The following is a 24422-nucleotide window of genomic DNA, read 5'->3' as shown; positions in this document are numbered from 1 at the left end:
GGGGCGGCCGATACGCACGCATCTGCTGCGTTGCTCGCACCTTCAGTCGCTGCGGAGTAGCTGCCGCTACACCTCACTCCTTCAGTTGCGAGGCGCCTTGCATCTACGCACGTCTCGACCGCCTTCAACGGTAGTGCTGGGGGCGGCCGATATGCGCCCGTCTGCGGTGTTGCACTCAGGCACGTCTCGACCACCTTGCGACGGTAGTGCTGTGCGTCGGCTCAGAATGGGAAAACCAGCGGGATCAGCAGGCTACCGACCAGCCAGATCAGCAGGTTGAGGGGGGTGCCGACCTTCAGGTAGTCGACGAAACGGTAGCCGCCCGGACCCATCACCAGGGCGTTGGACTGGTGGCTGACCGGGGTCAGGAAGCTGGCCGAAGCGGCTACCGCGACGGTCATGTAGAACGGTTGCGGGTTGACACCGAGGTCGATAGCGGCTTCGAAGGCAATCGGCGCGATCAGTACCGCGGTGGCGGCGTTGCTCATCACCGCGGTGAGCAGGAAGGTGGCCAGAAACAGCCCGGCAAGCACCGCCCAGGGGCCGAACGGGCCGAGCAGGTTGAGCATGAAATCGGCCAGCAGGCGCGCCGTGCCGCTGCGCTCCATGGCGATTCCCAGGGGCAGGGTGCCGGCAATCAGGATAATGATCGACCAGTCGATGGCTTCGTAGGCTTCCTTGACCGTCAGGCAGCGGATCATGATCATCGCCAGCGCCCCGAGGGTGGCTGCCAGCATGATCGGCATCAGGCCGGTGGCCGCCAGGGCGACCACGCCCAGCAGGACCAGGATGGCCGCCGGACCGCGACGCGGTCGGAACGGCACCCGGTCAACGTTGCCGAGCAGCAGAAAACCATGGTCCCGGCCGAGGTGAATGGCCCGTTGCCTGGTCCCCTGCAGCAGCAGCACATCGCCGAAACGCAGCACCACGTGATCGACCTTTTTCACCACCGGCGCTCCCTTGCGCCAGATGCCGAGCACCGTCAGTCCGTGGGTGTCGGCGAAGCGGACATCGCGCAGGGTTTTGCCGACCATCTCCGAGGTTGGCGTCAACGCCCCCTCCACCACCACGATCTCCTCCTGGCCGGCTTCGGCCGGGGTCGGATGCTCCGCCTCCTGGACCAGTTGCAGCCCTTTCTTCTCCCGCACCTTGAGGATGCCGGACGGGTCCCCCTCCAGGAACAGGATGTCGCCGCTCTGCAGCTTGCGGTTGCGGTGGGGGAAGGGGAATTTTTCCCGTCCCCGCAGCAGTGCCCGGACCTGCAGGCCGAAATCCCGTTCCAACCCGCATCCGGAGATGGTTTTGCCGATCAGGGGGGAATTCTCCAGCAGTTCGATTTCGCTGATGTATTCCTTGATCTGGTAGGCTTCGGTGAGGGAGCCGGCCTTGCGCTCCGGCAGCAGGTGGCGGCCGACCAGCAGCATGAAGAGAATGCCGCAGGTCAGCAGCACCACGCCGACCGGGGTAAAGGAGAACATGCCGAATTCCTGACCGGTATGCTGTTTGAGCAACTCGTTGACGAGGATATTGGGCGGGGTGCCGATCATGGTGCAGACCCCGCCGAGCAGTGAGCCGAAGGCGAGTGGAATGAGCAGCTTCGAGGGGCTCAGGCGGCCCTTCTGGGCGACGGCGGTGACCAGTGGCATGAGCATGGCGGTGGCGCCGATGTTGTTGATGAAGGCGGAGAAGAGGGCGCTGGCGAACATGATCGCCGCGATCATGCGCACTTCCGAGTTGCCCGAAACCTGCAGCAGATGTTCGCCGATGGGGCCGAGAGCGCCGGTGTGGGTCAGTCCGGCCGAGAGGACGAACATCGCCGCGACGGTGATCACCGCCGGGTTGGAAAAACCGGAAAATGCTTCCTGCGGGGTCACCAGGCCGGAAATGCCGACCGCCAGCAGCACCATCAGGCTGACGAGATCCATGCGGATCCACTCGGTGGCGTAGAGGACGATAGCGGTCAGCAGGATGATCAGGACCAGGGCGATGCTCATGGAGTCTCCGGGACTATGAAGGATTCAGGGATAAGTGTATCCGGTTCTAAGCCCGACTCAAGGAGGGCGGCCGATACGCACGCATCTGCTGCGTTGCTCCCGTACCTCGTCATTCCGACGTAGCTGCCGCTACGCCTCATTCCTCGGCGCGTGAGACGCCTTGCATCTACGCACGTCTCGGCCGCCTCGGAACGGTGGTGTTGGGGGGGGGCTTTGAGCCCCGTCCTTCGGGTGGGGTTTTTCAGGCTCCCCTGTGCACCCCGTTTGTTTGCCCTCTGCGTAGCCAGTTCACATACCACCACTGCCGGGCGTGGCTACGAGAGCGCCGTGGGTTTCGTAATCTGCAAGGCTGGCAAAGGGTACTGTCCATGCCCGCCGCAGGCGATGGCTCTTTCTGCTTACTCTTGCGAGCAGGCAAGAGTAAGGCGGCGGGCGGGGCCGCGACCCCGCGGTGTACTGCGAGGGCGGTCGATACGCACCCGTCTGCGGCGTTGCACTCAGCCTTCAATCCTCGATGTAGCTGCCGCTACACCTGCGGTTTCAGTCTTCGCGCGCCTTGCCGGGCACGTCTCGACCACCTTGTAACAGTAGTGCTGAGGGCGGCCGATACGCACGCATCTGCTGCGTCTCGACCGGCAGGAACTGTCCGTACGGATTTTACCGGGGCGGTGTTTCAGCCGTCCCCGTTCCAGGACATGAGAAGTTCACGGGTGGCCGGTCCCGGTTCCCCTGCCGCGAGAATGGCGCGGATGCAGGCGAACCCGGCGGCGCCGCATTTTCTGACCGCGACCAGGTTGTTCCGGTCGATGCCGCCGAGGGCGTAGACCGGCAGGCGGCCGGCGTGGCAGGCTTCGGCCAGGGCGGCAAGTCCGACCGGGGTGCCGTAGGGGAGCTTGGAAGGGGTGGCGAAGACCGGGCCGAAGGTGACGAAATCGGCTCCCGCGGCTTCGGCGGCGTGAAGTTCCGCGAGGTTGTGGGTGGAGACGCCGATCAGGCGGTCGGTACCTAGCAGGTCGCGGGCGACGGTGACCGGCAGCGACTGGCCGCCGAGGTGGACACCGTCGGCTTCGCAGGCCAGGGCGACATCGAGGCGATCGTTGATCAGCAACCGGGCTCGGTAGTCGGCGGTGAGCCGCCGCAGTTTTTCCGCCAGCGGCAGCAGTTGCGCCGCCGGCAGGTCCTTCTCGCGCAACTGGATGAGTCGCGTCCCGCTGTCAAGGGCTTCGGCGACGGAGTGCAGCAGGTTGCCGTCGGCGACCGCCTGGCGGTCAGTGATCAGGTAGAGGGGCGGGATCTCCATCGCCTGCTCAGTGGTTCGCAGCGTGCGCGTCGGGACGCAGGAAGAGGCCGTCCCAGTCCTTCCAGACCGGGTCATAGCCCTTCTCCCTGAGCATCGCCGCGAACTCGGCCGGAGTACGTTCGTCGTCGATGGCGAATTGTTCGGTTGCCCGCTCTGTGCCGCTGTAGCCGCCGGGCGCGGTACAGCTGCCGGCACTCATCTGGGTGATGCCGAGCGGCAGCAGGTGGTCGCGAAGTTCGGCGCTTTCCCGGGTCGAGAGGATCAGTCCGGCATCGTTCAGCAGCAGGCGCATGGCGCAGATAAGTTGCACGAAGTGGCGGTCGGAGACCGTCACCGGCGGCTGGAAACCGCCGTCGGCCGGACGCATGCGCGGGAAAGAAACCGACAACTGGCTGCGCCAGAAGTGGCGGGCCAGGTAGCGGCCGTGCAGACCGGTGAAAAAGGCCTCGCTGCGGAACGGCCCGAGACCGAGCAGCGCGCCGATGCCGATCCGTCTCAAACCGGCGGCGCCGCCCCGCTCCGGCGTGGCCAGGCGCCAGGCGTAGTCCCGCTTTCTGCCGAACGGATGCAGCTGCTCGTAGAGTTCGGGGTTGTAGGTCTCCTGGTAGACGGTCAGGGTGTCGACGCCGGCGGCGATCAGGCGCGCGTACTCATCTTCCTCCATCGGGAAGACTTCGATGCCGATCGATGAAAAGAGCGGGCGGACGCGTTCCACCGCCGCCACCAGGTAGTCGACCCCGGCGACCTTCGGCGCCTCGCCGGTGAGCAGCAGCACGTGGCGGAGGCCCTGTTCCGCCAGCACCCGGGCGTCAGCCTCGATTTCATCCGCGTTCAGGGTACGGCGCGGCAGCTTGTTGCCGGCGGAAAAGCCGCAGTAACGGCAGCCGTTGTGGCATTCGTTGGACAGGTAGAGCGGCGCGTAGAGCAGGATGGTGTTGCCGAACCGGCGCCGGGTGATGCGGTGGGCCTTCTGCGCCAGCGGTTCCAGGTAATCTTCCGCGGCTTCCGAGAGCAACGCCATGAAATCGGTCTCGCTCAGATATTCGGCTGCCAGGGCGCGTTCGACGTCGGCGGCGGTCATGGCGGCGATCGCCTCCTCGACCCGTGCCGGGGTGTATTGCTGGATAATGTCGAGAAAACTCATATATGTTCCTTGCGGTCCGTCCCGGTAGTTAGTGTCCCCGCTCGTGCGTGTTCAAACCGCCGAGAACATCATGGACATTGAACAGTTGTTTTCGGGGGGTGGAATTCTTGGCGCTCTTGGCGTCCTGGCGGCGGTATGGCTTATCAGTTTCCGTCCCGAAGAAACCCGGTCAACGGGCTGCTCGCCTCGGCCTGGACACGTTCCTCGCCGAGTCCGGCGAGGTAACCCTCGCGGCCGGCTTCGACGGCCTTTTTGAACGCCGCCCCCATGGCGCCGGGATCATGGGCGACCGCCAGGGCGGTATTCACCAGCACCGCGTCGGCACCCAGTTCCATTGCCTCGGCGGCGTGACTCGGGGCGCCGAGCCCGGCGTCGACCACCACCGGGACGATCGCCTGCTCGATGATGATGCGGATCTGGTCGCGGGTGCGGACTCCTTTGTTGGTGCCGATCGGCGCGCCGAGCGGCATTACCGTGGCGGTGCCGGCTTCCTGCAGATGCTTGGCCAGCACCGGGTCGGCGTTGATGTAGGGCAGGACCGTGAAGCCGTCCCTGACCAGGATCTCCGCCGCCTTGAGGGTTTCAATCGGATCGGGCAGCAGGTAGTAGGGGTCGGGGGTGACTTCCAGCTTGACCCAGGGTTCGCAGCCGGCGGCGCGGGCGAGGCGGGCGAGGCGGACCGCCTCCTCGGCGTCGCGGGCGCCGCTGGTGTTCGGCAGCAGCAGGTAGCGCTGTCGGTCGATGTGGCTGAGCATGTCATCCTGGGGATTCTCGACATCAACCCGGCGCAGGGCGACAGTGACGATCTCGGCGCCGGCACCCTCCATGGCGGCGACCATCGCCTGGTTGGAACTGAATTTTCCGGTGCCGACCAGCAGTCGGGAGTTGAAGCTGCGATCGGCGATGGTGAGTTGATCGGACATGGGTGATTCCTTGTCAAATGAAAGGCAAGCGGTTCGGGACGCTGTCGGACAAATCAGGGTTCAAAGGGCGAGTCTGTCCGGAGCATGGATTGTTCGACAGCTGTAAAGGGATGTCTCATGGCGTTCCGTCAGCCGCCGCCGACGAACTGGACGATCTCCAGGCAGTCCTCTTCCAGCAGTTCGATGCTGCTGAACTGCTCGCGCGGGACCACGTCGCGGTTGCGCTCGACGGCAACGCGGGCGGTGTCGAGCTGCATCAGGCCCAGCAGCCCGGCGATGGTCAGTCCTTCATCGACCTGTCGTGGTTCTCCGTTGATGATCAATTGCATGGTGTCGCTCCTGTAGGGTCTTCTCCGAGCAGCAGTCGCAGTACGGCGTTGGCCTGGTGATGGGCGGCGACGCCGACCCGCGGGGCCATCAGCCCCTCGCCGGGACCGGCGGCGCTGTCGCCGTCGCCGACCAGGTAGAAGTCGCGACCGGCGCGGCGGGTCAGGACCGTGTTGGCCGGTCCGAAACCGGCCAGCCCGGAGGCGGCGACCACCGGTCGCCCGGGACAATGCAGCCGGAAGCTTTCCAGCAGCATCGCCTTCTGGTCGGGTCGGTCGAAAGCTTCGACCAGCACCTGGACGTCTGCGAAGACCGTCGCGGTGTTGTCGGCGGTCAGGCGGATATGGCGAGCTTCGATTTCGACATAGGGGTTGATGCGGCGCAGGTTCTCCGCCAGGGCCGTGACCTTGGGAAAGCCGAGCTGATCGACGAAATACTGCTGCCGGTTGAGATTGCTCGGCTCGACGATATCAAAATCGGCCAGTACCAGGCGGCCGACACCGACCCGCGCCAAGGCGATGGCAACAGCTGAGCCGAGCCCGCCGACACCGGCGATACCGACGCAGGACTGCTTGATGCGGGCATGCACGCCAGGGGTGTGACGGGCCATCAGCAGGGCTTCAAGTTCATCGGCCGAGGGGGTTTCGCCGCGCCGGATCAGCACCACCCGGTCGTCCGGCTGCAGCGACTCGTCCCGGTCGCAGGGGAAACCGTTGCGGATCAGGATGTCGGCGTCCGGTTTGCTGCGGTCGCGCAGGGAGAAAAGGGTTTCTCCGTCCTCGATGTCGAGTGCCTGTTCGTTGAGATAGATACGCATAAAAGAAAACAGCCGCCTTAAAGAGAAGCGGCCGCAAACAGGTGGGACTGTTGTCGGTTGCCGCTTCCCTCCGCCGGTATCATCCGGATCAGGTTCAAAGGGTCATCCCGCCGTGGCGGAACTCTCAGTCGGTGACTCCCCTAGGGCATTGAATCGTCACGTTAACAAGCGGCGGCCGATGCCGTCAACTCTTTTCCCCTCTTTTCCCCTTGCCCGCAGGGGATCTTTTGCTTACCATTGAGCCCTTTTTAAGTGACCCCATCCCGGAGTTTGACCATGAGTATTTCCACCCGTTATCGTGACCTGGCGGCCGAGGCCGCCGACCTGAATGCCCGGCTGAAGCAGGAGGCCGCCGAGGAGGGTGATCGCTGTGTCCGCCAGCTCGCCAAGGCGGTTGCCGCGCTGGAAGAGTTGCGTGAAGGGGTCGGTGAGATTCCCCAGATGCGTCTTGAACGTGAATTGACGCCGGTGCTGCTGCGGGCCCACAATGATATTGATCGAGCTCGCCTGTGGCTGGAAGAGGAGGATCGCGGCGACTGGTCGGCAAGGCTATGGGGGCTGCAGCAGACGATCTATCGCCTGCTCAACGATCTCTAGCTGCGAGGGCGGCCGATACGCACGCATCTGCTGCGTTGCTCGCGCCTTCAGTCGCTGCGGAGTAGCTGCCGCTACACCTCACTCCTTCAGTTGCGAGACGCCTTGCATCTACGCACGTCTCGACCGCCTCGAAGCGTCTCTACTGGGGGGGATTGGACCTTCCTTCCCGTTAGAAGCCACTGAACGGAGGGGACGGCCGGCGGAAACAGAGCCATGAATGTCTGAGGCGTCAGCCGAGTTTTCATGGCTCCCGCCGGGCGGCGCCGGAGTGAAGGAACCCGCAGGGTGGCTTCGTCGGGTGACCTTCTTTTGCTTACTTTTCTTGGGCAAGCAAGAAAAGTAAGGCGCTGGCGGGCGCCCCCGCCTTTACTGCGAGGGTGGTCGATATGCACGCATCTGCTGCGTTGCTCGCATCCTAAGTCGCTGCGGAGTAGCTGCCGCTATGCCTCACACTCCTTCGGGCGCGAGGCGCCTTGCATCTACGCACGTCTCAACCCCCTTCAACGGTTTGTGCGGGGGCGGCTGATACGCACACATCTGCGGAGTTGTCCGCGGGCCTCGAAACGGTTGTGTATGGGGGTCCCGCTTCAGGTGATATGCGGAGCGGCTGCGGGGCGGTAATGGTAGCCGTTGTCATCCGGGGCCGTCAGCAGATGACAGCTGAGATAATGTTCCAGGTCCCGGACAAGCTCGTCGTCGTGGGTGAGGAACTGGATGCCCGCCTGGTAATGAAAGTTGTTTTCCGCGACGGGTTCCTGGGCGTAGACCACCTGGCAGGGGATTTCCAGCTCCTTCTTCTGTCCCAGCAACGGGATCACGACTTCGAGATTCTGTCCCGTGCGCAGCGGTCTGGCCGAGGATTGCAGTTGTGCCCCTCCCGTTCCCAGGACATTGACCTCGCCGAGAAGATGTTCTCCCCGGTCGCAGACCAGGGCCGGAAGCCGGATCGACGCGCGCAGCTTCTTGCGGTCATACTGCGTCATGTGCCGCTGCAGGGCCCGATGCAGGGCGGGGATATCCAGGGGATCGACCAGCTGGTTGCAGCCCGGCGGTGTCCGGGGGGATTGGCCCGTCCCGCAGCAGAGGATCGTGGCGGCGTTTTTCGTCTCTCGACTTCGGTATTTTTTGATCAGCGAGATTTCTTTTTCGCCCAGTGGCCGGTCAATCAGGGCCAGGTTCGCGCCGTGGCCGGCCAGGGATGAAAACATCAGGTGGCAGCGGGTGTAGGCGAAGACCCGGTAACCGAGGCGGCGCAGGATGCGTTCCAGTTGATGGTCATCGTCGTTTTTTTTGAGTAGTCCGATGGCAGGCTGTGGCATGGGCATATCTCCCCCCTCCCGAGAGATCGGCGTGCTCAAGGCGGTCGACACAGATCTTCGCCGCCCCGCCCGACCTGCTGGTGCAAATCATTTTCCAATTCTGACGGAGGCGGCGGCGTCAGGTTGATCCGTCGGGCATGATGGCGCTAACTGTCCTATAAGACATGGTTAATCTTTTTGTCGGGGTGGATGGCGTGAGCTGTCGCGAGCCGCAGCCGGCAGCCGGAATGCTCGCCGCGGCGTGAAAGGACGCACCCCGGTTCCGTCTTTTCGCCCGCCGGTATTCGGTCCGTCGCGCTTTTTTTGTGGCATGGTTGTTGCTGATTCAAAGGGCTTTTCAGATGCTCCGGACATTCCCGCTTAAGAGGACGACTCTTCCATGCACCGCAAACTGCAGAATATTTTTTACGAGACCCGTGATCCCGAACTCTGCTGGGACGATATCGGTGGTTATGATGACGTCAAGCAGACCCTGCGTGAAATGGTCTGCCTGCCGATCCAGAAACCGGAGCTGATCGCCCGGCACAATCTCGGTCTGCCGGCCGGGGTGATGATGTGGGGACCGCTGGGCACCGGCATCACCATGCTCGCCGAAGCCTGCGCCCGCGAAGCGGGGGTTTCCTTTGTCTATATCTCCGGCCAGGAGATGCTCGGCAAACATCAGGAGATGGTCGAGGCCTTTGATACCGCGATTCACGAGACTCCCTGTATCCTCTTCATTTCCGATTGTGAATGGCTGGCGCCGCGGGCCGGCTGCGACTACGACTGGAGCCCGGGCAACCGCCGGGCGATCCCGCCGACCTTCGCCGACAAGGACCTGACCCGGCTGTTCATCGAGCAGGTCGACCGTATCAACGGCGTTTCCGGGGTGACCCTGCTCGGTTCCTGTTATCGTATCGACACCGTCGATCAGGCGCTGATCAAGGAAAAGAAACGGTTCAATCGCAAGGTCTTCGTTCATCCGCCCACCGCCGTCGACCGGCGGGGCATGCTCGATATCTACATGGATAAAATGCCCAACCTCGCGCCGGGGATCGATCGGGACGCCTTGGCGGCCGCCGCCGAAGGCTATGTCGGTTGGGATATCGAGAGTCTCTGCAAACGAGCCACGGTCAATGCCATCAAGGAGGACGCGACGACGGTCACCGGGGCGCACTTCGAGAAGGCGCTCAAGGAAGTGCGGCAGTTTCTGACTCCGGATATGGTGGAGAAGTATTGGGAGATACGGAACACAGACTGCCCCCACCACTATGAATTCTAGGGGCGGTTCTTTTCCGCCAGCTCGGCGTTGGAGTCGTAATTCCCTTGTGCGACGTAGCTGCCGCTACGCCTCCGCGGGAATCGTCAGCCCGCCTTGATCTGACGAAAAATCCCTCGCCCTTCAGTGGTGCGGCAAGATGGACTCGCGCTTCGTTGACAGGTGCGAGGGGCGGGGTGTGAGGGCGGTCCTTGGCGCCATGCGTTCAAAAGCTCTCAACGCAGAGACGGAGAGGGGCAGAGGTGGGGAGACCCACAAGCCATTCTGGCTTGTGGGTTTAAACCCAGGCCGGATTTGATTCTCTTTGCGTCTCTCTCTCTCTGCACCTCTCCGTTAAAAAGGTTTTCCTGGTATGTTTTGGCGGCCAACGCTTTTTATCGCATGGTGAATCGACAGCACATGATTACACCGGCTCCCGACATATTCGCCCGCATCTACGCTCGTCACGGCCATCGCTGCACCATGAGTACCCTCGGCGGGCGGATCGGCCTGGCGGTACTCCGCCTGCGAAGGGCGGAGTGGGGAGACGTGCGGGGCAGCTACCTGACACGAACCTGCGCGGTTGACGGCATCGCCGAGGTGACCGGTCTCAGTGAGGATGACGACCGTCTGCAGGTGATACCCGAAGGACGTCATCTGCTGCGCCTGGAGCATGCTGTCGGGAGGCTTGAAATCGAACTTGCCCCGACGGCCCTCGAACTGGCCGGCAACTATCGTCGTCTCGGCTACCAGTTGGAGGCGGGGTGGGATGATCTCGATTCCGCCGAGCGTGAGCGTCGCGAGGGGCTGCGGGAAGAAGCTCTGGATGCGTTGCTGGTCAGGTTGTGGGACATGGGCGATGACGAGCTGTTGCTGATCCGGGAAGAAAACCATGGCTGATCCCTGGTGGCAGCAATATCTCGGCGTGGTCTGGATGGAGATCGGCCGCATGTGGTGGATCTTCATCCTCTCGGCGCTGCTGGTCGGCCTGATCAAGGGTTACAAGCTCGACCTGCAGATCCGCGACGCCGTCAAGCGCAGCGGGCCGTTCGGCATCCTGGTCGCTATCGGCGTCGGCATGGTCTCCCCGCTCTGTGCCTGTGGTATTCTGCCGGTGGTGATTTCGCTGGCGATGATCGGCACCCCGCTGGCGCCGCTGCTGGCGATCCTGGCAACCTCGCCGACCATGGGGCCGGACGCGCTGCTGCTCACCTGGCGCGGCCTGGGTATGGATTGGGCGATATTGAAACTGGTCGGCTCCGGGGCTCTCGGGCTGGCGGTCGGCATGGCCACCCTCTGGGCGGAGAAAAGGGGCTGGCTGGGGGCGGATGAACTGCTGCTCAAGCCGGTTCTGCGGGAGGACGGAACCCTGGCTCCGGCGAAGGAGATCGGCGCCGCGGCCGGTATCGAGGTGCGTTCGATGCAGATTGTGCCGCGGTCCAGCAAGCTGCGTTTCATTTGGGACCGCAGTTGGGACGCGGCGCTTTTTACCGGCAAGTTCCTGTTGCTGGCGATCCTGCTGGAGGGGCTGATCGTCACCCTGGTGCCGATGCAGTGGATCACCCTGCTGGTCGGTCAGAAGAGCATCGTTTCACCGCTGGTGGCTTCGGTCATCGGTCTGCCGCTGCCGACCAACCAGATCCCGATCATTCCCATTCTGGCAGGGCTGCTGCAACGCGGCATCGACCAGGGCGCCGCCTACACCCTGCTGCTGGCGGGGCCGGTTTCGAGCCTGCCGGCGATGGTGGCCCTGAACGGCATGTTCCGGCGACGGGTGCTGGTCCTCTTCCTCGGGGTCAGCCTGACCGTCTCTGTTCTGCTCGGCTGGGGCTGGCAGCTGATGAAGTTCTGACGTTCGTTGTCTTCCCTGTCGACGGCTTTTTGCCGCTGGAGTCCGATTGTGAGAGTCGTTGCCCGTTTTTTTCTCCTGCTGACACTTTTTTTTTCCGCCGGATGTTCCTGGCTTGGTGGAACCCCCGCCGGTCCGCTGCTGAGCGGCCGAACCATGTTGAACGGGCAGCCGGCCGCCGGTATCCGTGTGGAGGCCTATCCGGCGGGCAGTTATTCCCTGGCGGAGCCCGCGCCCTATGCGTCGCCGGGCAGTGATGCCGATGGGCGTTTCGCTCTCCACCTGCCGGAGGGACGGTACTACCTGCTGGCGCGGGGGCGGGGGCTGTTCGCCTACTACGGACGCAATCCGGTCGTCCTCGGCGAGGAAGGGGTACACGATCTCAATATCGGCCTGGTTCGGGTCGCGAAACAGGCGCCGGAACTGGAACCGATGGTTGTCAGCGGGGCGCTGATCCGGGTCAGTCTCAATGGTGAACCGCTTCCCGGCGCGACCCTCTATGCCTATCTCGATCTGACCAGTGAGATGAAAGGGATGGGATATGCCATGACCGGCCCGAGTGACGATGAGGGCATCGCCGAACTGGCGCTGCCGGCCGGGACCTATTACCTGCTGGCCCGCAAACGTGCCGACGGCAGCGGGGTCGGCCCGCTGCGGGCCGGTGACTTCACCGGCTACTATCCCGGCAACCCGGTCCAGGTCCACGAAGGCGAGGTGCTGCGGCTCGACATCCCGATGCTGCAGGTTCCGGAGAAGAGCGCCGATCTGCAGCAGAGCCTGTTCGGTCGGACCTCGCTTGCCGGGGTGATCCGGGACAGCTCCGGGAAACCGGTATCCGGCGCGCGGGTGGTGGTCTACCGCGACAGCCGGATGCTCAACCGTCCCGACTATGTTTCCAACCCGACCGGTGCCAACGGCCGGTTCCTGATCTCCCTGCCGGAGGGCGGCCGCTACTACCTGGCCGGTCGCAACACCCTCGGTGGCGCGCCGGGGCCGGGAGATCTCTACGGCACCTGGAACGGCAGTGACGATCATTCCCTGGTGGTCAAAACCGGTCAGCATCTGCAGGACATCGAGATTGTGGTGGAGGAGATGTGGTGAGGCGCCTGCTGGTTGTCGCGCTGCTGCTGTTTACCGGTTGTGCCGGTCTGAAGACCGGCGGTCAAACCCTGCTGGAGGACCGCATCATCAACACCGATACCGTCTGGCAGGGGGATTACCTGATTGACGGCAAGGTGCGGGTGGTCGGTGGCGCGACCCTGACCATCAAGCCGGGGACACGGCTGTTTTTCGTCCGTCGGGATCGCGACCGGGACGGTCTCGGCGATGCCGCCATCGAGGTCGAACATGCCTCGCTGCTGGCCCTGGGCACGGTCCGGCAGCCGATCGAATTCCGCAGTGCCGAAAATGATCCGCGGCCGGGGGACTGGCTGGAAATCAAGGTCGATTTCGCCCGCAAACTGCAACTTTCCCATTGTTTGATCCGTGACAGCGCTCATGGTCTGCATGCTCATTTCAGCAAGGGGTCGCTGGAGGATTCGGTGCTGCGGAACAACATCGACGGTACCCGTTTCGGTCAGGGACGGTATGTGGTACGCCGCTGCCTGGTGGTTGGCAATCGCGGCAAGGGCCTCAATTTCCGCAACAGCGAAATGGAGATTCGCGACAATATTCTGCGCGGCAATCGTGCCGGGCTGTTCATTTTTGAAACCGACAGGCCGCTGACGGTGGTCGGCAACAATTTCGTCGCCAATCGTCATCATGTCCGTCTCGGGGATTTTTTCCGCGGCGATATCAAGCTCGGACGCAACTGGTTCGGGACGCGTGATCGCCAGAAGATCGATACCCTGCTCTATGACCGTGGAGAGGATGCGACCATCGGCAGCCTGTGGGCCGAACCGGCCGACAGCTGGTTGCCCGGAACCGGACCGTGCCCCGCGGCGCTGCATCTGGAACCGGATGCCGAATTGTTCGGAGATGGGTTTTTCGATGCCGGCGCGGTCAGTGACGGTCAAACGATTTACCTCCCCGGATGGGATGGTTCGGCCTACGCCTTCGACAGCCGCGGACAACGGGTCTGGAAACAGGCGCTCGGCGAGGTGGCTGATGCCGGTCCGGCGCTGGATGGTGGCCGTCTCTACCTGCAGACCTGGGGGCGGGAGGTGCTGGCGCTTGACAGGAGCAACGGCCGTCCGCTGTGGCGTTTCCGTTATCCCGAATCGGCCCATGACGACCACCGCCAGGGCGGGCTGGTCCGGGTCGGGAAGCAGCTGCTGGTGCCGGCCTGGAACGGGCGCCTTTACGCCCTTGACGCGGGCAGCGGCAAGCTGCTTTGGAAGCAGGACTGCGGGGCTCCGCTGCGCGCCGCGCCGGCGGTTGCCCGGGGGCGTATCTTTCAGCCCAGCGGCAGCGGCCGGTTGAGCATCCTCTCGCTTGACGGGCAGCTGCTGACCACTCTCGATCTGGGCGCGCCGCTGCTGTCGACGCCGCTGGTGACCGCCGGGGGGGTCATCCTGGTCACCCGCGGGGGAGACGTTCTGGCTCTCGATGATGACGGCCGGCAGCTGTGGCGTCGCGACCTGGCCGAGACCTGCTACTACGGGGCGCCGGTCCTCAGTGACGGACTGCTCTATCTCGCCACCGCCGCCGGGCGTCTGCACTGCCTGACCGCCGACCGGGGAGAACCGCTCTGGAGTGTCGACCTTGCGGGTCCCTCCTATGCCACGCCGCTGATTGCCGGGGGGCGGATATTCGTCGGCGACAACCGTGGCGTGATGCAGGTTTTTAACGCTTTGAACGGTGACCCGCTCGCCCGGGCGGATTTCACCAATGCCATTCAGTCGACCCCGCTGCTGATTGACGGGCGACTGGTTTTCGGGGCCCGTGACAGCCGGATCCATTTTCTGCGGCTGCGCGAGGACTGATTTTTCAACGCAGTGGTTTACTGCCAGAGGAGAAACCATGGAAGAAAAGAAGGGGACGCAGGACCGGCAGGAACTGCGCATCGAAATCCAGCTTGATGAAGAGACCGCCCAGGGCTGCTATGCCAACCTGGCGGTGGTCAATCATACCGATGCCGAGTTCACCCTCGATTTCATTTTCGTTCAGCCCCAGGCACCGCGGGCCAAGGTGCGTTCGCGGGTGATCACCTCGCCGCGGCATGTCAAGCGGTTGATCCAGGTCCTGCAGGAGAACATGGCGCGTTACGAAGCCCGGTTCGGGCCGGTGACGGTTGAGCCCGGGCCGGAACGGGAACCGGTCGGGCATTATCACTGAGGCCGCTGGCACGGAACTTGTTTGTATGTCCGGAGGTTCCAGCCTCCTCGCGGCGGTTTTTCTCAGGAGAAGGATGTCATGAAACAGAAAGTTCGTTTGCTGGTCGGTTGTTTTGTCGTGCTGCTGGTCTGCCTGTCGTTGTCGCCGGGGGCCGCTCGGGCCTGTGTCGGCAAGACCCTGGTCCTCGGCGCGGTCAACAATCCTCAGCAGCAGGTTCTCGCGCAACTGCTGGCGGTGCTGATCAGTGAACGGACCGGGACCACGGTCAAGGTGGTCAATTTCGAGAATCACCGGCAGATTCACCAGGCCCTGCTGAAGGCTGACCTCGACATGTACATCGAGTATACCGGCGCCGGGCAGGTTGACATCCTCCATGCCGAACCGATCACTGACGCCAGGCAACTCTACCAGGCGGTGAAAAAGACCTACAATCAGGATCTCAACCTGATCTGGCTCAAGCCTCTCGGTTTCAGTGCCGAGGGGGTTGCTCCCGCCGGGGTTCCGGCCGAGGCGGCGCCGGTGGTACGCAAGGACACGCTGAAAAAATTCCCCGCCCTGGCGCGCCTGATCAACAAACTCGGCGGGCGGGTTGACCAGGATGAAATCAAGCGATTGGAAACCGAGGCCGCCAGTCAACCGCCGCGACGGGTGGCCCGTGCCTTCCTTAAACAGAAACGACTGATCTAGTGGATCGTCGCGCCTTCATTCGCCGCAGCCTGCAGGTTGCGGCCCTGACGGCCGTCGGTGGTCTTCCCTGTCTTGATCTGCAGGCCCTGCCGGCGGTCGCGGCAGACCCGCCCCTGGCCCTGCGCAAAGGAACCGATATCCCCCGGCTGGTGCGTGAAACGGTTGCCGCCCTGGGCGGCATGCGGCGATTTGTCAAACCGGGTGAGACGGTGGTGGTCAAACCGAATATCGGCTGGGACCGTACCGTTGAACTGGCCGCCAATACCCATCCCGAGGTTGTCAGGGAAGTTGTCCTGCTCTGTCTTGAAGCCGGTGCCGGGCGGGTGAGGGTGTTCGACCGGACCTGCAATGATCCGCGTCGCTGTTACCGCCAGAGCGGCATCGAGGATATCCTGCGGGAGATTCCCGACAAGCGGCTGCGGGTCGAACACATGGATCGCCGCGCCTATCACGAACTGGTTATCGCCGGTGGTGTCAAGCTGAATCGCTGGTCCTTTTACCGGCCCGCCCTGGAGGCCGACCGCTTTATCAACCTGCCTATCGCCAAGCATCATTCGATCTCGGGCCTGACTCTCGGGATGAAGAATGTCATGGGGGTGATCGGCGGCAACCGCGGGGTCCTGCACCGCGGTATCGATCAGGCCCTGGTTGACATCAACCAGGTGGTTCACACTGATCTGACCATCATCGACGCGACCCGCATCCTGATCGCCAACGGTCCCCAGGGAGGACGGCTGGAGGATGTCGAAGTGCGCAACACCCTGATCGCGTCCCCTGATATTGTCGCCGCCGATGCCATGGGGACCACTCTCTTCGGGCTGCAGCCGACGGATCTTCCCTCGGTCGTTGCCGGCGCCCGCCGCGGGCTCGGGGTGATGGATCTCGACCGGGTGAAGATGGTCTGATGACGGGTCTGCGCCGCTTGCGGATAGTCTGCCAACTCGGTTGCCTGCTCGGCTTCTTCTGGCTCTTTGTGGCCACTGAATATCGTGGTCTGGATGAACTCCCTTACCCGGTCTCGCTGCTCTTCCGCATCGACCCTTTGGCCGCCCTGGCCGATTTCTTTGCCCCCGGCGCCTTCGCCTGGCAATTGCTTTGGCCGGCTCTGCTTGTCATCGTTGCGACCGTCCTGCTCGGGCGTTTCTTCTGTGGCTGGATCTGTCCGTTGGGAACCACCCTCGACGGTGCCGGCAGGCTGCTGAAAAGCCCCGGCGGCAGGTCCCGCCCGGGTCTGCGCAAGATCAAGTACCTGTTGTTGCTGGCCCTCTCCGCCGCCGCCCTGTTCGGTGTTCAGGTCTTCGGCTGGTTCGATCCCTTAAGCCTGTTTCTACGGACCCTGACCTTCAGTCTCTATCCGGTCTACAATCTGTTCGCCAACCGGGTTTTCGATTTTTTCTATGACCATCATCTGCCGCTGATTTCTGATCTGGTCAATGGCGCCTATCCCTTCTGGCGTGACCACCTGATGGCCTTTCAGCAGCCGGTTTTTGCCCTCGGGCTCTTTACCGCGCTGGTTTTTCTCGCTGTGCTGCTGCTGGAAAAGTTCGAGCGTCGTTTCTGGTGTCGCAACCTCTGTCCCCTCGGCGCCCTGCTCGGTCTCTGTTCCCGTCACGCGCTGGTGCGCCGTGAACCGGCGTCGCTGTGCAGTGACTGCAGCCGCTGTCAGAGCGCCTGCCGCATGGCGGCAACCGGCAGCGACGGTCACGCCCGCAGTGAATGCGTCCTCTGTTTCGAGTGTACTGAATACTGCCCCGCAGAGCGGGTCCGTTTCGGTTTTCACGGCCGTGAAGGATCCGGGCAGGTCGATCTGCGACGCCGCGAGGTGGTCACCGCCCTGGCGGTCGGGGCGTTGGTCGGTCCGACGGCCTCCATTGCCCCGGCGGCGGCTTCCGCCGACTCCTACCTGCTGCGACCGCCGGGAGCGGTGGCCGAAGATGAATTCCTGCGCCGTTGCATCCGCTGTGGAGAATGCCTCAAGGTCTGTATCGGCCGGGCCCTGCAGCCGGCCTGGCTTGATGCCGGGCCACTCGGGCTGTGGACCCCGCGCCTGGTGGCGCGTTTCGGCTATTGCGAATACAACTGCACCCTCTGCGGGCAGGTCTGTCCGACCGGGGCCATCCGCCCGCTGACGCTTGAACAGAAGCACAAAACAGTTATCGGTCTGGCGGTCCTCGACAAGGACCGTTGTCTGCCCTATGCCCGCAACGAAGAATGCCTGGTCTGCGAGGAACATTGTCCGACCGGTCGCAAGGCGATTGTTTTTGAACAGAAGCAGGTCCTGGTGCAGAGCCGGATCAAGATATTGAAAATTCCGCGGGTGGTGGGAAAGCTGTGCATCGGTTGCGGTATCTGCGAAACCAGATGCCCGGTCGAGGGGCGATCCGCGATTCGGGTCACGAACGAGAACGAAAGCCGCAGGAAGCGTGATGGCCTGGCTTAGAAGGCTGATGAAAAACGCCCATCTGCGGTGTTGTTCTCCCCCCGCGTCAACGACGTACCTTTCGGTACGCCTTGTTCCACGGGGGGGCGGACGCCTTGCATCTGGACATTTTTGCTCAGCCTGGGGAGCGGGACTTTTTCAACACCCTGCCTGCTGGTGTCTGCTGATGGTGCTGCTTTTGCTGGTGACTCCCGGCCTGCTCCGGGCCCAGTCCGCCGGCCGGATACTTGAGGATTTCAACAAGGGATCTCTGTCCCGGTGGCGGGAAAAAGAATTTCACGGCACAACCCGCTATCGCCTGGTTCCTGATCCGGCAACCGGAGGCTATTGCCTCAAGGCGCAATGTGATGGCTCGGCCAGCGGCCTGGTTCTGAATTACAGCTACCGGCTGCAGGATTATCCGATTCTTTCCTGGCGCTGGAAAATTGCCGCGACCCTGCCGGGTGGGGACGGCTCCCGCCGGGCGACAGACGACTACGCCGCCCGTATTTATGTCATTTTCCCGGGACGATTTTTTTTCAAGACCCGCACACTCAATTATATCTGGGGCAATCGTCTGCCGCGGGAGACGTTGGCACCGAGTCCGGTGACGTCAAAATCGATGATGCTGGCGGTCGAAAGCGGCAATCGGCATGCGGGGGAGTGGCGGCTGGAACGGCGCAATGTGCTGAAGGATTTCCGGCGCGCGTTCGGTGAGGAGCCGCCGCCGGTCGGTGCCATCGCCATCATGACCGACGGCGACGATACCGGCGGTCGGGCGGTAGCCTGGTACGATGATCTTCGTATCAGTTCCGGCGTAACGGCCTCGGCAGCGACCGGAGAATGACGTCAGGCCACCATCGCTTCGACCCGATTGCGGCCGGCGCGCTTGGCGTTGTAGAGGGCGTAGTCGGCCTCCCGGATCAGGTCATCGAGTGACTGAACCGTATCCGCCGGCGTGGTGGCGATGCCGAAACTGGCGGTCATCCGCAGTTGACTCAAATCTTCGAAAATCAGTTTTTCGGTTGCCTGCCGGAGCCGCTCGGCGACCTGAGCCGCTTCTTCAATGCTGGTTTCCGGCAGGATCAGGGCAAACTCTTCGCCGCCGTAGCGGGCGGCGGTGTCGTACTGCCGCAGGTGTTGCTTGAGCAGCGCGGCGAGCCCCTGCAGAACCGCGTCCCCCTTCTGGTGCCCGTAGGTGTCGTTGATGGTTTTGAAATGATCAATATCGATCATGATCATCGACAGGGGGGCGTTCTTGCGATGGCTGCGCTCGAATTCCCTGGCCAGCCCCTCCATCATGAAGCGGCGGTTGTTGAGTCCGGTCAACGGGTCGGTGTGCGAGAGTTCCAGCAGCATCTGGTTGCTCTTTTTGAGCTTGTCCTGCAGTGACTTGATTTTCAGCTGCACCTTGACCCGGGCGATCATTTCGGCCGGATCGAAAGGCTTGGTGACATAGTCGCTGGCTCCCTCTTCCAGCCCGCGGACCTTGGTTTCACTGTCCTCGCGTCCGGTCAGCATGATGATCGGGATATCCTGCAGTTCTTCCCGGCTGTTCATCATCCTCAGAAACTTGAAGCCGTCCATCCCCGGCATTTCGACATCACAGAGAATCAGGTCGATCGGGCGATTCAGAGCGGTCTTGAAGCCCTCGATGCCGTCACCGGCCTCGTAGACGAATTTGAACAGGGATTTTTCCTTCAGGATATCGATGACCTGCTGCCGGGCACGTTTTGAATCGTCGATGATCAGGATGGCTGATTTCATAGGTTCCTCGTCTTCGAACAGGATATGGCCCCTATTTATAACGTCCCGGCAGCCGTTGTAAAGTTTCTCAGCGGGTATAATGGTAGAAAGCACTGCTGCTCCTTGCCGTAGGAGGTGTCTTATGTCGTTGGTCAAGACCTGGTATGAACCGCAGGCCGCTGCCGATAAATTCGGTATTCCTCTTTCCCGGGTGAAGGCCTGGGTCGATGACGGACTGGTCCGGTTCGAGAATGAAGAGGGAAAACTTGTCCGCGTCAATATTGACGATGTGAGCCTGGAAGTTGAGACCATGGTGCGCTTCAACTGACCCGGACTGTAGTTCTTTTCGACTCCTGTCATCAAATCATTAACCCGTTTTTTTCTGCCCGGCAGGGAAAGAAAACTGTTTGACATGAGGCATGATTGCACCCTGGTGGTGATCGGCGGCGGAATTGTCGGCCTGGCGACTGCCCGAAAGCTGCTCGAAGTGCGGCCTGGATTGCGGTTGCAGGTGATGGAAAAGGATGCCGAGGTCGCCTGTCAGCAGACCGGGCACAACAGCGGTGTCATCCATTCCGGACTCTATTACCGGCCAGGTTCCCTCAAGGCCCGTCTCTGCGGGGAGGGGCGGGAAGCGCTGTATGACTATTGCCGGCGGCGGAAGATCCCCTTTGAACGCTGTGGAAAGCTGGTGGTGGCGCTGGATGCGGAAGAAGCCCAGCGCCTTGAAACTCTGCAGCGGCGCGGCGAGGCCAACGGGCTTGAGGGCCTGCAGTGGCTGGATAAGGCCGGACTGAAGCGGTATGAGCCGCATGTCGCGGGGATCTCCGGACTGCGGGTCCCCCAGACCGGGGTGGTTGACTATCGCCGGGTCGCGGCGGCCCTGGCCGAGGATATCGAGGTGGCCGGGGGGGAGGTAGTGACCAGTTGCCGGGTCGGGCGCATTCGACCTGTCGGGGATGGTTTTCTTCTTGAGACCAGCCGTGGCCGCCGACGCTGCCGTTACCTGGTCAACTGCGCCGGTCTGCAGAGCGACCTGGTCGCGCGGCGCGCGGGTCTCGATCCGGCGGTACGCATCGTACCGTTTCGCGGCGAGTATTACCATCTCGGCGAGCGGGGAGCGGGGCTCGTCCGGCACCTGATCTACCCGGTACCGAATCCCGACCTGCCGTTTCTCGGTGTTCATTTTACCCGTGACATCGACGGCCGGGTCGAGGCCGGGCCGAACGCGGTGCTGGCCTTCAAGCGTGAAGGGTATCGGCGAACCGACATTTCCCCACGGGATCTACTGCAGACCCTGTGTTTCCCCGGGTTCTGGAAAATGGCCGCCGGATTCTGGCGGGTCGGCATCGCCGAATGTCACCGTTCCCTGAGCCGACGGACATTCCTCGCCGACCTGCGGCGACTGCTGCCGGAGCTGAACGCCGCCGACCTGCAGGGGTGGGGCAGCGGCGTCCGCGCCCAGGCGGTGGATCGGCACGGGGCGCTGGTCGATGATTTCGTCATTGAATCAGCGCCGGGCATGATCCATGTTCTCAACGCGCCCTCGCCGGCGGCGACTGCCGCGCTGGCGATTGCCGGGGAGATTGCGCGGCGGGCGCAGGAGGAGTTCGGACTTTGATTTTCTCTCGTGAGCGCTGGCGAACGGGCGCGAGACCGCTTTTTTCGATTCTTAAACCTGAATCCGTGAGTTCCTGTTGGATGGAGAGTGCAAGTGCTTGGTCTGAATGAGATTTTCAAAAATCTGAAGCGCACCCACAGGTTCGCTGGTGATTTTGGGGAAGCTCAGGCAGATCCATGACTTGTGCTGTCCGCCGACAAGGGACTCACTGATTCAGGTTTAAGGTTTCAACAGCCCCCGCCGCAGTCACAGCTCGCTTCCTTGCCGGTCAGCCAGCCGTAGATGATGGCGCTGGCGCAGCCGACTCCGGCTTCGACCTTGAGGGCGTCAAAGGCGCAGTTTTTGGCACAGGCACCGCATTCCATGCAGCGCTCGCGGGCGTCGATGCGGGCTTTGCCGTCCTCCACCCGCAGCACGGCGTGGGGGCAGACCAGGGTGCAGAGTCCGCAGCCGGTGCATTTCTCCTCGGCCAGTTCGAGGCTGACAGTGTCGTTCAGGTAGGCGTGTTCACGCATCGTCGTTCCTCGCTTTTCTAAAAGGCCGCCCACAGCCAGCAGCCGGCCGCGATCAGCAGTGCCGCCGCCTGGAAGGGGATCGCGCGGCGCATTTCCTTTTCCACCCCGGACGGGGAGGTGTAGGTGCTCGACCCGGTGAAATTCATCGCATACCAGGAGGAGACCGCCGGCACTGCGAGCAGCAACGCGAGACCGTTGGCGCCGCCGAGAGCCGGTCCCCAGACCAGCAGCATCAGCAGGGCGGTCACCGCACCGACCAGGGCTCCCTTGGCCGCAAAAGCTCGCCAGGGCAGCCAGGGGAGCAGCAACGGGGTGACCACCGCGCCTGAAAACAGCCCGGCAAGAAAAACCAGCAGCGCACCGCCGCCGCGATGGAGGAGCCCGTCGAAGCTGAAGATGGAAGGCCCGATGCCTCCCAGCAGCAGCACCGCGAGCAGTGCGTAGAGGGTCGACTTGCCGAGGCCGGTCAACTCCACCGGCGTCAGGACCAGCCGGTCAAAGGTCGAGAAGCGTACCCGCCGCATCTCCGCGCTGGCCTGGAAATCGTTGTCGAGGAAGCCCGGCAGGTCGGTGGCGCGCACCGGCCCGTAGATGACCCGGAACCCGCAGTCGCGCTTGACCTCGTGGGCGGCAACGCCCGGCGCTCCGAGTTGCGGGACAATCAGCCGGCGATGCTTGACGACCTGTTCCAGGCCAACCGTCCTGACCCGGCTGATGATTTCCTCCGTGCCGAAGGTTCCCTTGCCGGCCGCGCACCAGACATTCACCCCGTAGGTCTCCAGTACCAGCAGCCACAGGTTGCGGCCGGCCAGTTCCCTGCGCAGCATGTCGAAGCTGAGCTTGTAGTTGGCGCTCACCAGCACCTCGGAATGTGCGTCGGGGCGACCTATGGCGTAGAGCCCCGGGGCGATGCGATAGCGGTCGCGCCCGATCCCCCAGCGCATCAGCAGGCGCCCGGCATGGTCGGCCGCGGCCAGCTCGGTTCTGACCTGCGGGACGTCGCCGACCGTGGTCGGCAACAGGTCGCTGACGAAGTGCCAGAGGCGGTGCCCGGGTCGTTCCCATCCCCGGCGCCGGGCGGCTTCGTCCGGCTGGCAGCAACGGTCTGCAGCCGGCCCGCAGCAGGTCTCCTCGCCCCGGTCGGCATGGTCTGCACCGGGATTCGTCGGGCAGCAGGCATCGTTCAGCTGTCCCTCGTCCCCGGCGGCCGCGGTGGGGCAGCAACTGCCGCCCTGTCTGGCCCGCTGGTTTTCTGCTGGTGGATCGTTTGCCGGGCTGCAGCCGCAGGCCTGCCCGGCGGATTGAGTTTCTGGCATGGGAGAACTCCGTGTTTCTATCCTGGCGACCGGTGTTGTGACCCCGGCAGGACAAAAAAGACCGGCCCGCATCTTAGCGCGAACCGGTCCGGGGGTAAAGCCGCCTGCGACTGTCGTCAGACGGGGCGCCCGCCCAGTGCCTTGAGGGTTGCATGAGCGTTGCGCAGCAACTCTTCGGTGGTCTGCCAGTCAATGCACTTGTCGGTGATCGAGACGCCGTACTCCATTTGGCCGCGATCCTTCTGGATCGGCTGGTTGCCGGCCTTGAGATTGCTCTCGATCATCAGTCCGCAGATCGAACGGTTGCCGCCCTTGAGCTGTTCGAGGACGCTGCTGAGCACCTCGGCCTGGCGGGTGTGGTCCTTGTTGCTGTTGCCGTGGCTGCAGTCGACCATGATGCCGCGGTTGAGGCCGGCCTTTTCAAGTTGCTGCTCGGTCGCCGCCACATCCTCGGGAGAGTAGTTGGGGCGGTTGCTGCCGCCGCGCAGAACGATGTGAACATCCGGGTTGCCGATGGTGTGTACGATGGAGGTGCGTCCTTCGCGGTTGACGCCGAGGAAGTAGTGGCTGTGATGGGCGGCCTGCATGGCGTCGAGGGCGATCTTGAGATTGCCGTCGGTGCCGTTCTTGAAGCCGACCGGGAAGGAAAGACCGCTGGCCATTTCCCGGTGGGTCTGGGATTCGGTGGTGCGGGCGCCGATCGCCCCCCAGCTGATGAGGTCGGCCAGGTACTGCGGGGTGATGGTGTCAAGCATCTCCCCGGCGATCGGGATCTGCAGCGAGGTGATGTCACTGAGCAGCCGCCGGGCAATGCCGAGTCCCTTGGAAATCAGGTGGGAGCCGTCCAGGTCGGGGTCGTTGATCAGGCCCTTCCAGCCGATGGTGGTGCGCGGTTTCTCGAAGTAGACCCGCATCACCAGCAGCAGCTGGTCTTCCACCTCGCGGCTGAGAACCGACAGCTTCTCGGCATACTCCAGGGCCGCTTTCGGGTCATGAATGGAGCAGGGGCCGACGACGACGAACAGCCTGCGGTCCTCGCCCTTGAGAATGTTCTTGATCGCATCACGCGATTCGGTGACGAAGGCGGCGTCCCGTTCACTGACCGGCAGAACCTGCTTCAGTTCCGCCGGGGCGATGATCGGGGTCAGACCGCTGACGTTGAGGTTGTTGGTGCGCATCATGAGGGTTATCCTTTGGTCGGCGGTGAGGCTTGTTTTGTGCTTAATAAACAATGGTTTAGCAACGACAAATCCGTCGTCTGAAGCGTGCGACGGTACTGTAGCGGGTTTGCCGGCGGTTGTCAAAAAGACCGACCGGGGCCGCCTGCCGAAAGGT

24 protein-coding genes and 1 riboswitch are annotated in these 24422 nt (G+C 63.2%); of the genes, 13 read left to right on the top strand and 11 right to left on the bottom strand.

All coding sequences use genetic code 11. The features are described from left to right. Positions 1 to 221: 221 nt before the first annotated feature. From C2E25_RS12935 to thiF, 6 genes are all read right to left on the bottom strand, one after another. Positions 222 to 1994: an SLC13 family permease gene (locus tag C2E25_RS12935; RefSeq protein WP_103116151.1), complete on the bottom strand. Its 1773-nt coding sequence runs from the start codon at positions 1992 to 1994 to the stop codon at positions 222 to 224. 673 nt (positions 1995 to 2667) lie between these two features. Then, positions 2668 to 3294: a thiamine phosphate synthase gene (gene thiE, locus C2E25_RS12930; protein ID WP_103116150.1), complete on the bottom strand. Its 627-nt coding sequence runs from the start codon at positions 3292 to 3294 to the stop codon at positions 2668 to 2670. 7 nt (positions 3295 to 3301) lie between these two features. Then, on the bottom strand, positions 3302 to 4438 hold the full coding sequence (gene thiH / locus C2E25_RS12925; protein WP_103116149.1) for a 2-iminoacetate synthase ThiH: 1137 nt from the start codon (positions 4436 to 4438) through the stop codon (positions 3302 to 3304). Between the two features lie 143 nt (positions 4439 to 4581). Next, complete coding sequence (locus C2E25_RS12920; protein ID WP_103116148.1) at positions 4582 to 5361, bottom strand: thiazole synthase; 780 nt, start codon at positions 5359 to 5361, stop codon at positions 4582 to 4584. 128 nt (positions 5362 to 5489) lie between these two features. After that, the gene (gene thiS / locus C2E25_RS12915; RefSeq protein ID WP_103116147.1) at positions 5490 to 5690 is read right to left on the bottom strand and encodes a sulfur carrier protein ThiS; all 201 of its coding nucleotides are present in this window, start codon (positions 5688 to 5690) and stop codon (positions 5490 to 5492) included. Further along, entirely contained in the window at positions 5681 to 6505 is an 825-nt protein-coding gene (gene thiF, locus C2E25_RS12910; protein ID WP_103116146.1) for a sulfur carrier protein ThiS adenylyltransferase ThiF, read from the bottom strand. The genes thiS and thiF overlap by 10 nt, the downstream gene beginning before the upstream one ends. 47 nt (positions 6506 to 6552) lie before the next feature. Beyond that, a riboswitch (TPP riboswitch) is annotated at positions 6553 to 6657 on the bottom strand. 124 nt (positions 6658 to 6781) lie between these two features. On the opposite strand from thiF, the gene C2E25_RS12905 reads away from it, so the two are divergent. Next, positions 6782 to 7102 carry a hypothetical protein gene (locus C2E25_RS12905; protein ID WP_085011793.1) on the top strand — a complete coding sequence of 107 codons (321 nt, stop codon included), beginning with the start codon at positions 6782 to 6784 and terminating at the stop codon, positions 7100 to 7102. A gap of 587 nt (positions 7103 to 7689) precedes the next feature. Here the strand turns inward: C2E25_RS12905 and C2E25_RS12900 are convergent. Further along, on the bottom strand, positions 7690 to 8421 hold the full coding sequence (locus C2E25_RS12900) for a PilZ domain-containing protein (protein ID WP_158247258.1): 732 nt from the start codon (positions 8419 to 8421) through the stop codon (positions 7690 to 7692). Between the two features lie 379 nt (positions 8422 to 8800). Here C2E25_RS12900 and C2E25_RS12895 point away from each other — a divergent pair, with 379 nt between their 5' ends. From C2E25_RS12895 to C2E25_RS12850, 10 genes are all read left to right on the top strand, one after another. Then, a complete protein-coding gene (locus C2E25_RS12895; protein ID WP_103116144.1) occupies positions 8801 to 9682 on the top strand; it encodes an AAA family ATPase in 882 nt (293 codons plus the stop codon). Between the two features lie 396 nt (positions 9683 to 10078). Further along, on the top strand, positions 10079 to 10558 hold the full coding sequence (locus tag C2E25_RS12890) for an FmdE family protein (RefSeq protein WP_158247257.1): 480 nt from the start codon (positions 10079 to 10081) through the stop codon (positions 10556 to 10558). Beyond that, positions 10551 to 11510, top strand: coding sequence for a permease (locus C2E25_RS12885; protein ID WP_103116142.1), 960 nt, complete (start codon positions 10551 to 10553; stop codon positions 11508 to 11510). Before C2E25_RS12890 ends, C2E25_RS12885 begins: the two co-directional genes overlap by 8 nt. Before the next feature lie 48 nt (positions 11511 to 11558). Further along, positions 11559 to 12608: a hypothetical protein gene (locus C2E25_RS12880; protein ID WP_103116141.1), complete on the top strand. Its 1050-nt coding sequence runs from the start codon at positions 11559 to 11561 to the stop codon at positions 12606 to 12608. Next, positions 12605 to 14431, top strand: coding sequence for a PQQ-binding-like beta-propeller repeat protein (locus tag C2E25_RS12875; RefSeq protein WP_158247256.1), 1827 nt, complete (start codon positions 12605 to 12607; stop codon positions 14429 to 14431). The genes C2E25_RS12880 and C2E25_RS12875 overlap by 4 nt, the downstream gene beginning before the upstream one ends. 37 nt (positions 14432 to 14468) lie before the next feature. Continuing rightward, positions 14469 to 14783 (top strand): DUF3467 domain-containing protein, encoded by a 315-nt coding sequence (locus C2E25_RS12870; protein WP_103116139.1) that lies wholly within the window; start codon positions 14469 to 14471, stop codon positions 14781 to 14783. 78 nt (positions 14784 to 14861) lie between these two features. Then, the gene (locus C2E25_RS12865; RefSeq protein ID WP_103116138.1) at positions 14862 to 15470 is read left to right on the top strand and encodes a glycine betaine ABC transporter substrate-binding protein; all 609 of its coding nucleotides are present in this window, start codon (positions 14862 to 14864) and stop codon (positions 15468 to 15470) included. Next, positions 15470 to 16375, top strand: a complete 906-nt coding sequence (locus C2E25_RS12860; RefSeq protein ID WP_103116137.1) for a DUF362 domain-containing protein — start codon at positions 15470 to 15472, stop codon at positions 16373 to 16375. The genes C2E25_RS12865 and C2E25_RS12860 overlap by 1 nt, the downstream gene beginning before the upstream one ends. Beyond that, a complete protein-coding gene (locus tag C2E25_RS12855; protein ID WP_103116136.1) occupies positions 16375 to 17910 on the top strand; it encodes a 4Fe-4S binding protein in 1536 nt (511 codons plus the stop codon). Before C2E25_RS12860 ends, C2E25_RS12855 begins: the two co-directional genes overlap by 1 nt. 166 nt (positions 17911 to 18076) lie before the next feature. Further along, positions 18077 to 18736, top strand: coding sequence for a DUF3047 domain-containing protein (locus tag C2E25_RS12850; RefSeq protein ID WP_158247255.1), 660 nt, complete (start codon positions 18077 to 18079; stop codon positions 18734 to 18736). 2 nt (positions 18737 to 18738) lie between these two features. Here C2E25_RS12850 and C2E25_RS12845 read toward each other — a convergent pair whose 3' ends face one another. Next, positions 18739 to 19656: a diguanylate cyclase gene (locus tag C2E25_RS12845; protein WP_103116134.1), complete on the bottom strand. Its 918-nt coding sequence runs from the start codon at positions 19654 to 19656 to the stop codon at positions 18739 to 18741. A 121-nt stretch (positions 19657 to 19777) separates the two neighbouring features. Between C2E25_RS12845 and C2E25_RS12840 the strand changes: the two genes are divergently transcribed. Both C2E25_RS12840 and lhgO read left to right on the top strand, forming a co-directional pair. Next, positions 19778 to 19963, top strand: a complete 186-nt coding sequence (locus tag C2E25_RS12840) for a MerR family transcriptional regulator (RefSeq protein WP_103116133.1) — start codon at positions 19778 to 19780, stop codon at positions 19961 to 19963. Positions 19964 to 20047: 84 nt separating this feature from the next. Continuing rightward, positions 20048 to 21256, top strand: a complete 1209-nt coding sequence (lhgO, locus tag C2E25_RS12835; RefSeq protein WP_103116132.1) for an L-2-hydroxyglutarate oxidase — start codon at positions 20048 to 20050, stop codon at positions 21254 to 21256. A gap of 227 nt (positions 21257 to 21483) precedes the next feature. Here lhgO and hgcB read toward each other — a convergent pair whose 3' ends face one another. From hgcB to C2E25_RS12820, 3 genes are all read right to left on the bottom strand, one after another. Beyond that, a complete protein-coding gene (gene hgcB, locus C2E25_RS12830) occupies positions 21484 to 21771 on the bottom strand; it encodes a mercury methylation ferredoxin HgcB (RefSeq protein ID WP_103116131.1) in 288 nt (95 codons plus the stop codon). 17 nt (positions 21772 to 21788) lie between these two features. Beyond that, complete coding sequence (gene hgcA / locus C2E25_RS12825) at positions 21789 to 23087, bottom strand: mercury methylation corrinoid protein HgcA (protein WP_233189426.1); 1299 nt, start codon at positions 23085 to 23087, stop codon at positions 21789 to 21791. A 116-nt stretch (positions 23088 to 23203) separates the two neighbouring features. Next, on the bottom strand, positions 23204 to 24268 hold the full coding sequence (locus C2E25_RS12820) for a 3-deoxy-7-phosphoheptulonate synthase (RefSeq protein ID WP_103116130.1): 1065 nt from the start codon (positions 24266 to 24268) through the stop codon (positions 23204 to 23206). Between the last annotated feature and the right edge of the window lie 154 nt (positions 24269 to 24422).

Source organism: Geothermobacter hydrogeniphilus (genome assembly GCF_002898515.1).
Classification (GTDB): domain Bacteria; phylum Desulfobacterota; class Desulfuromonadia; order Desulfuromonadales; family Geothermobacteraceae; genus Geothermobacter_A.
Note: the sequence above shows the minus strand (reverse complement) of the source record. Positions and strands in the feature narration are given on the sequence as shown.

What these genes read in the sequence shown, in the direction of transcription:
- C2E25_RS12885 (WP_103116142.1), top strand. Translation starts at nt 10,551, where the DNA reads ATGGCTGATCCCTGGTGGCAGCAATATCTCGGCGTGGTCTGGATGGAG.
- thiF (WP_103116146.1), bottom strand. Translation starts at nt 6,505, where the DNA reads ATGCGTATCTATCTCAACGAACAGGCACTCGACATCGAGGACGGAGAA.
- lhgO (WP_103116132.1), top strand. Translation starts at nt 20,048, where the DNA reads ATGAGGCATGATTGCACCCTGGTGGTGATCGGCGGCGGAATTGTCGGC.
- C2E25_RS12840 (WP_103116133.1), top strand. Translation starts at nt 19,778, where the DNA reads ATGTCGTTGGTCAAGACCTGGTATGAACCGCAGGCCGCTGCCGATAAA.
- C2E25_RS12870 (WP_103116139.1), top strand. Translation starts at nt 14,469, where the DNA reads ATGGAAGAAAAGAAGGGGACGCAGGACCGGCAGGAACTGCGCATCGAA.
- C2E25_RS12920 (WP_103116148.1), bottom strand. Translation starts at nt 5,361, where the DNA reads ATGTCCGATCAACTCACCATCGCCGATCGCAGCTTCAACTCCCGACTG.
- C2E25_RS12865 (WP_103116138.1), top strand. Translation starts at nt 14,862, where the DNA reads ATGAAACAGAAAGTTCGTTTGCTGGTCGGTTGTTTTGTCGTGCTGCTG.
- hgcB (WP_103116131.1), bottom strand. Translation starts at nt 21,771, where the DNA reads ATGCGTGAACACGCCTACCTGAACGACACTGTCAGCCTCGAACTGGCC.
- C2E25_RS12890 (WP_158247257.1), top strand. Translation starts at nt 10,079, where the DNA reads ATGATTACACCGGCTCCCGACATATTCGCCCGCATCTACGCTCGTCAC.
- C2E25_RS12900 (WP_158247258.1), bottom strand. Translation starts at nt 8,421, where the DNA reads ATGCCACAGCCTGCCATCGGACTACTCAAAAAAAACGACGATGACCAT.
- thiE (WP_103116150.1), bottom strand. Translation starts at nt 3,294, where the DNA reads ATGGAGATCCCGCCCCTCTACCTGATCACTGACCGCCAGGCGGTCGCC.
- C2E25_RS12895 (WP_103116144.1), top strand. Translation starts at nt 8,801, where the DNA reads ATGCACCGCAAACTGCAGAATATTTTTTACGAGACCCGTGATCCCGAA.
- C2E25_RS12905 (WP_085011793.1), top strand. Translation starts at nt 6,782, where the DNA reads ATGAGTATTTCCACCCGTTATCGTGACCTGGCGGCCGAGGCCGCCGAC.
- thiH (WP_103116149.1), bottom strand. Translation starts at nt 4,438, where the DNA reads ATGAGTTTTCTCGACATTATCCAGCAATACACCCCGGCACGGGTCGAG.
- thiS (WP_103116147.1), bottom strand. Translation starts at nt 5,690, where the DNA reads ATGCAATTGATCATCAACGGAGAACCACGACAGGTCGATGAAGGACTG.
- C2E25_RS12845 (WP_103116134.1), bottom strand. Translation starts at nt 19,656, where the DNA reads ATGAAATCAGCCATCCTGATCATCGACGATTCAAAACGTGCCCGGCAG.
- C2E25_RS12820 (WP_103116130.1), bottom strand. Translation starts at nt 24,268, where the DNA reads ATGATGCGCACCAACAACCTCAACGTCAGCGGTCTGACCCCGATCATC.
- C2E25_RS12935 (WP_103116151.1), bottom strand. Translation starts at nt 1,994, where the DNA reads ATGAGCATCGCCCTGGTCCTGATCATCCTGCTGACCGCTATCGTCCTC.
- C2E25_RS12850 (WP_158247255.1), top strand. Translation starts at nt 18,077, where the DNA reads ATGGTGCTGCTTTTGCTGGTGACTCCCGGCCTGCTCCGGGCCCAGTCC.
- C2E25_RS12855 (WP_103116136.1), top strand. Translation starts at nt 16,375, where the DNA reads ATGACGGGTCTGCGCCGCTTGCGGATAGTCTGCCAACTCGGTTGCCTG.
- hgcA (WP_233189426.1), bottom strand. Translation starts at nt 23,087, where the DNA reads ATGCCAGAAACTCAATCCGCCGGGCAGGCCTGCGGCTGCAGCCCGGCA.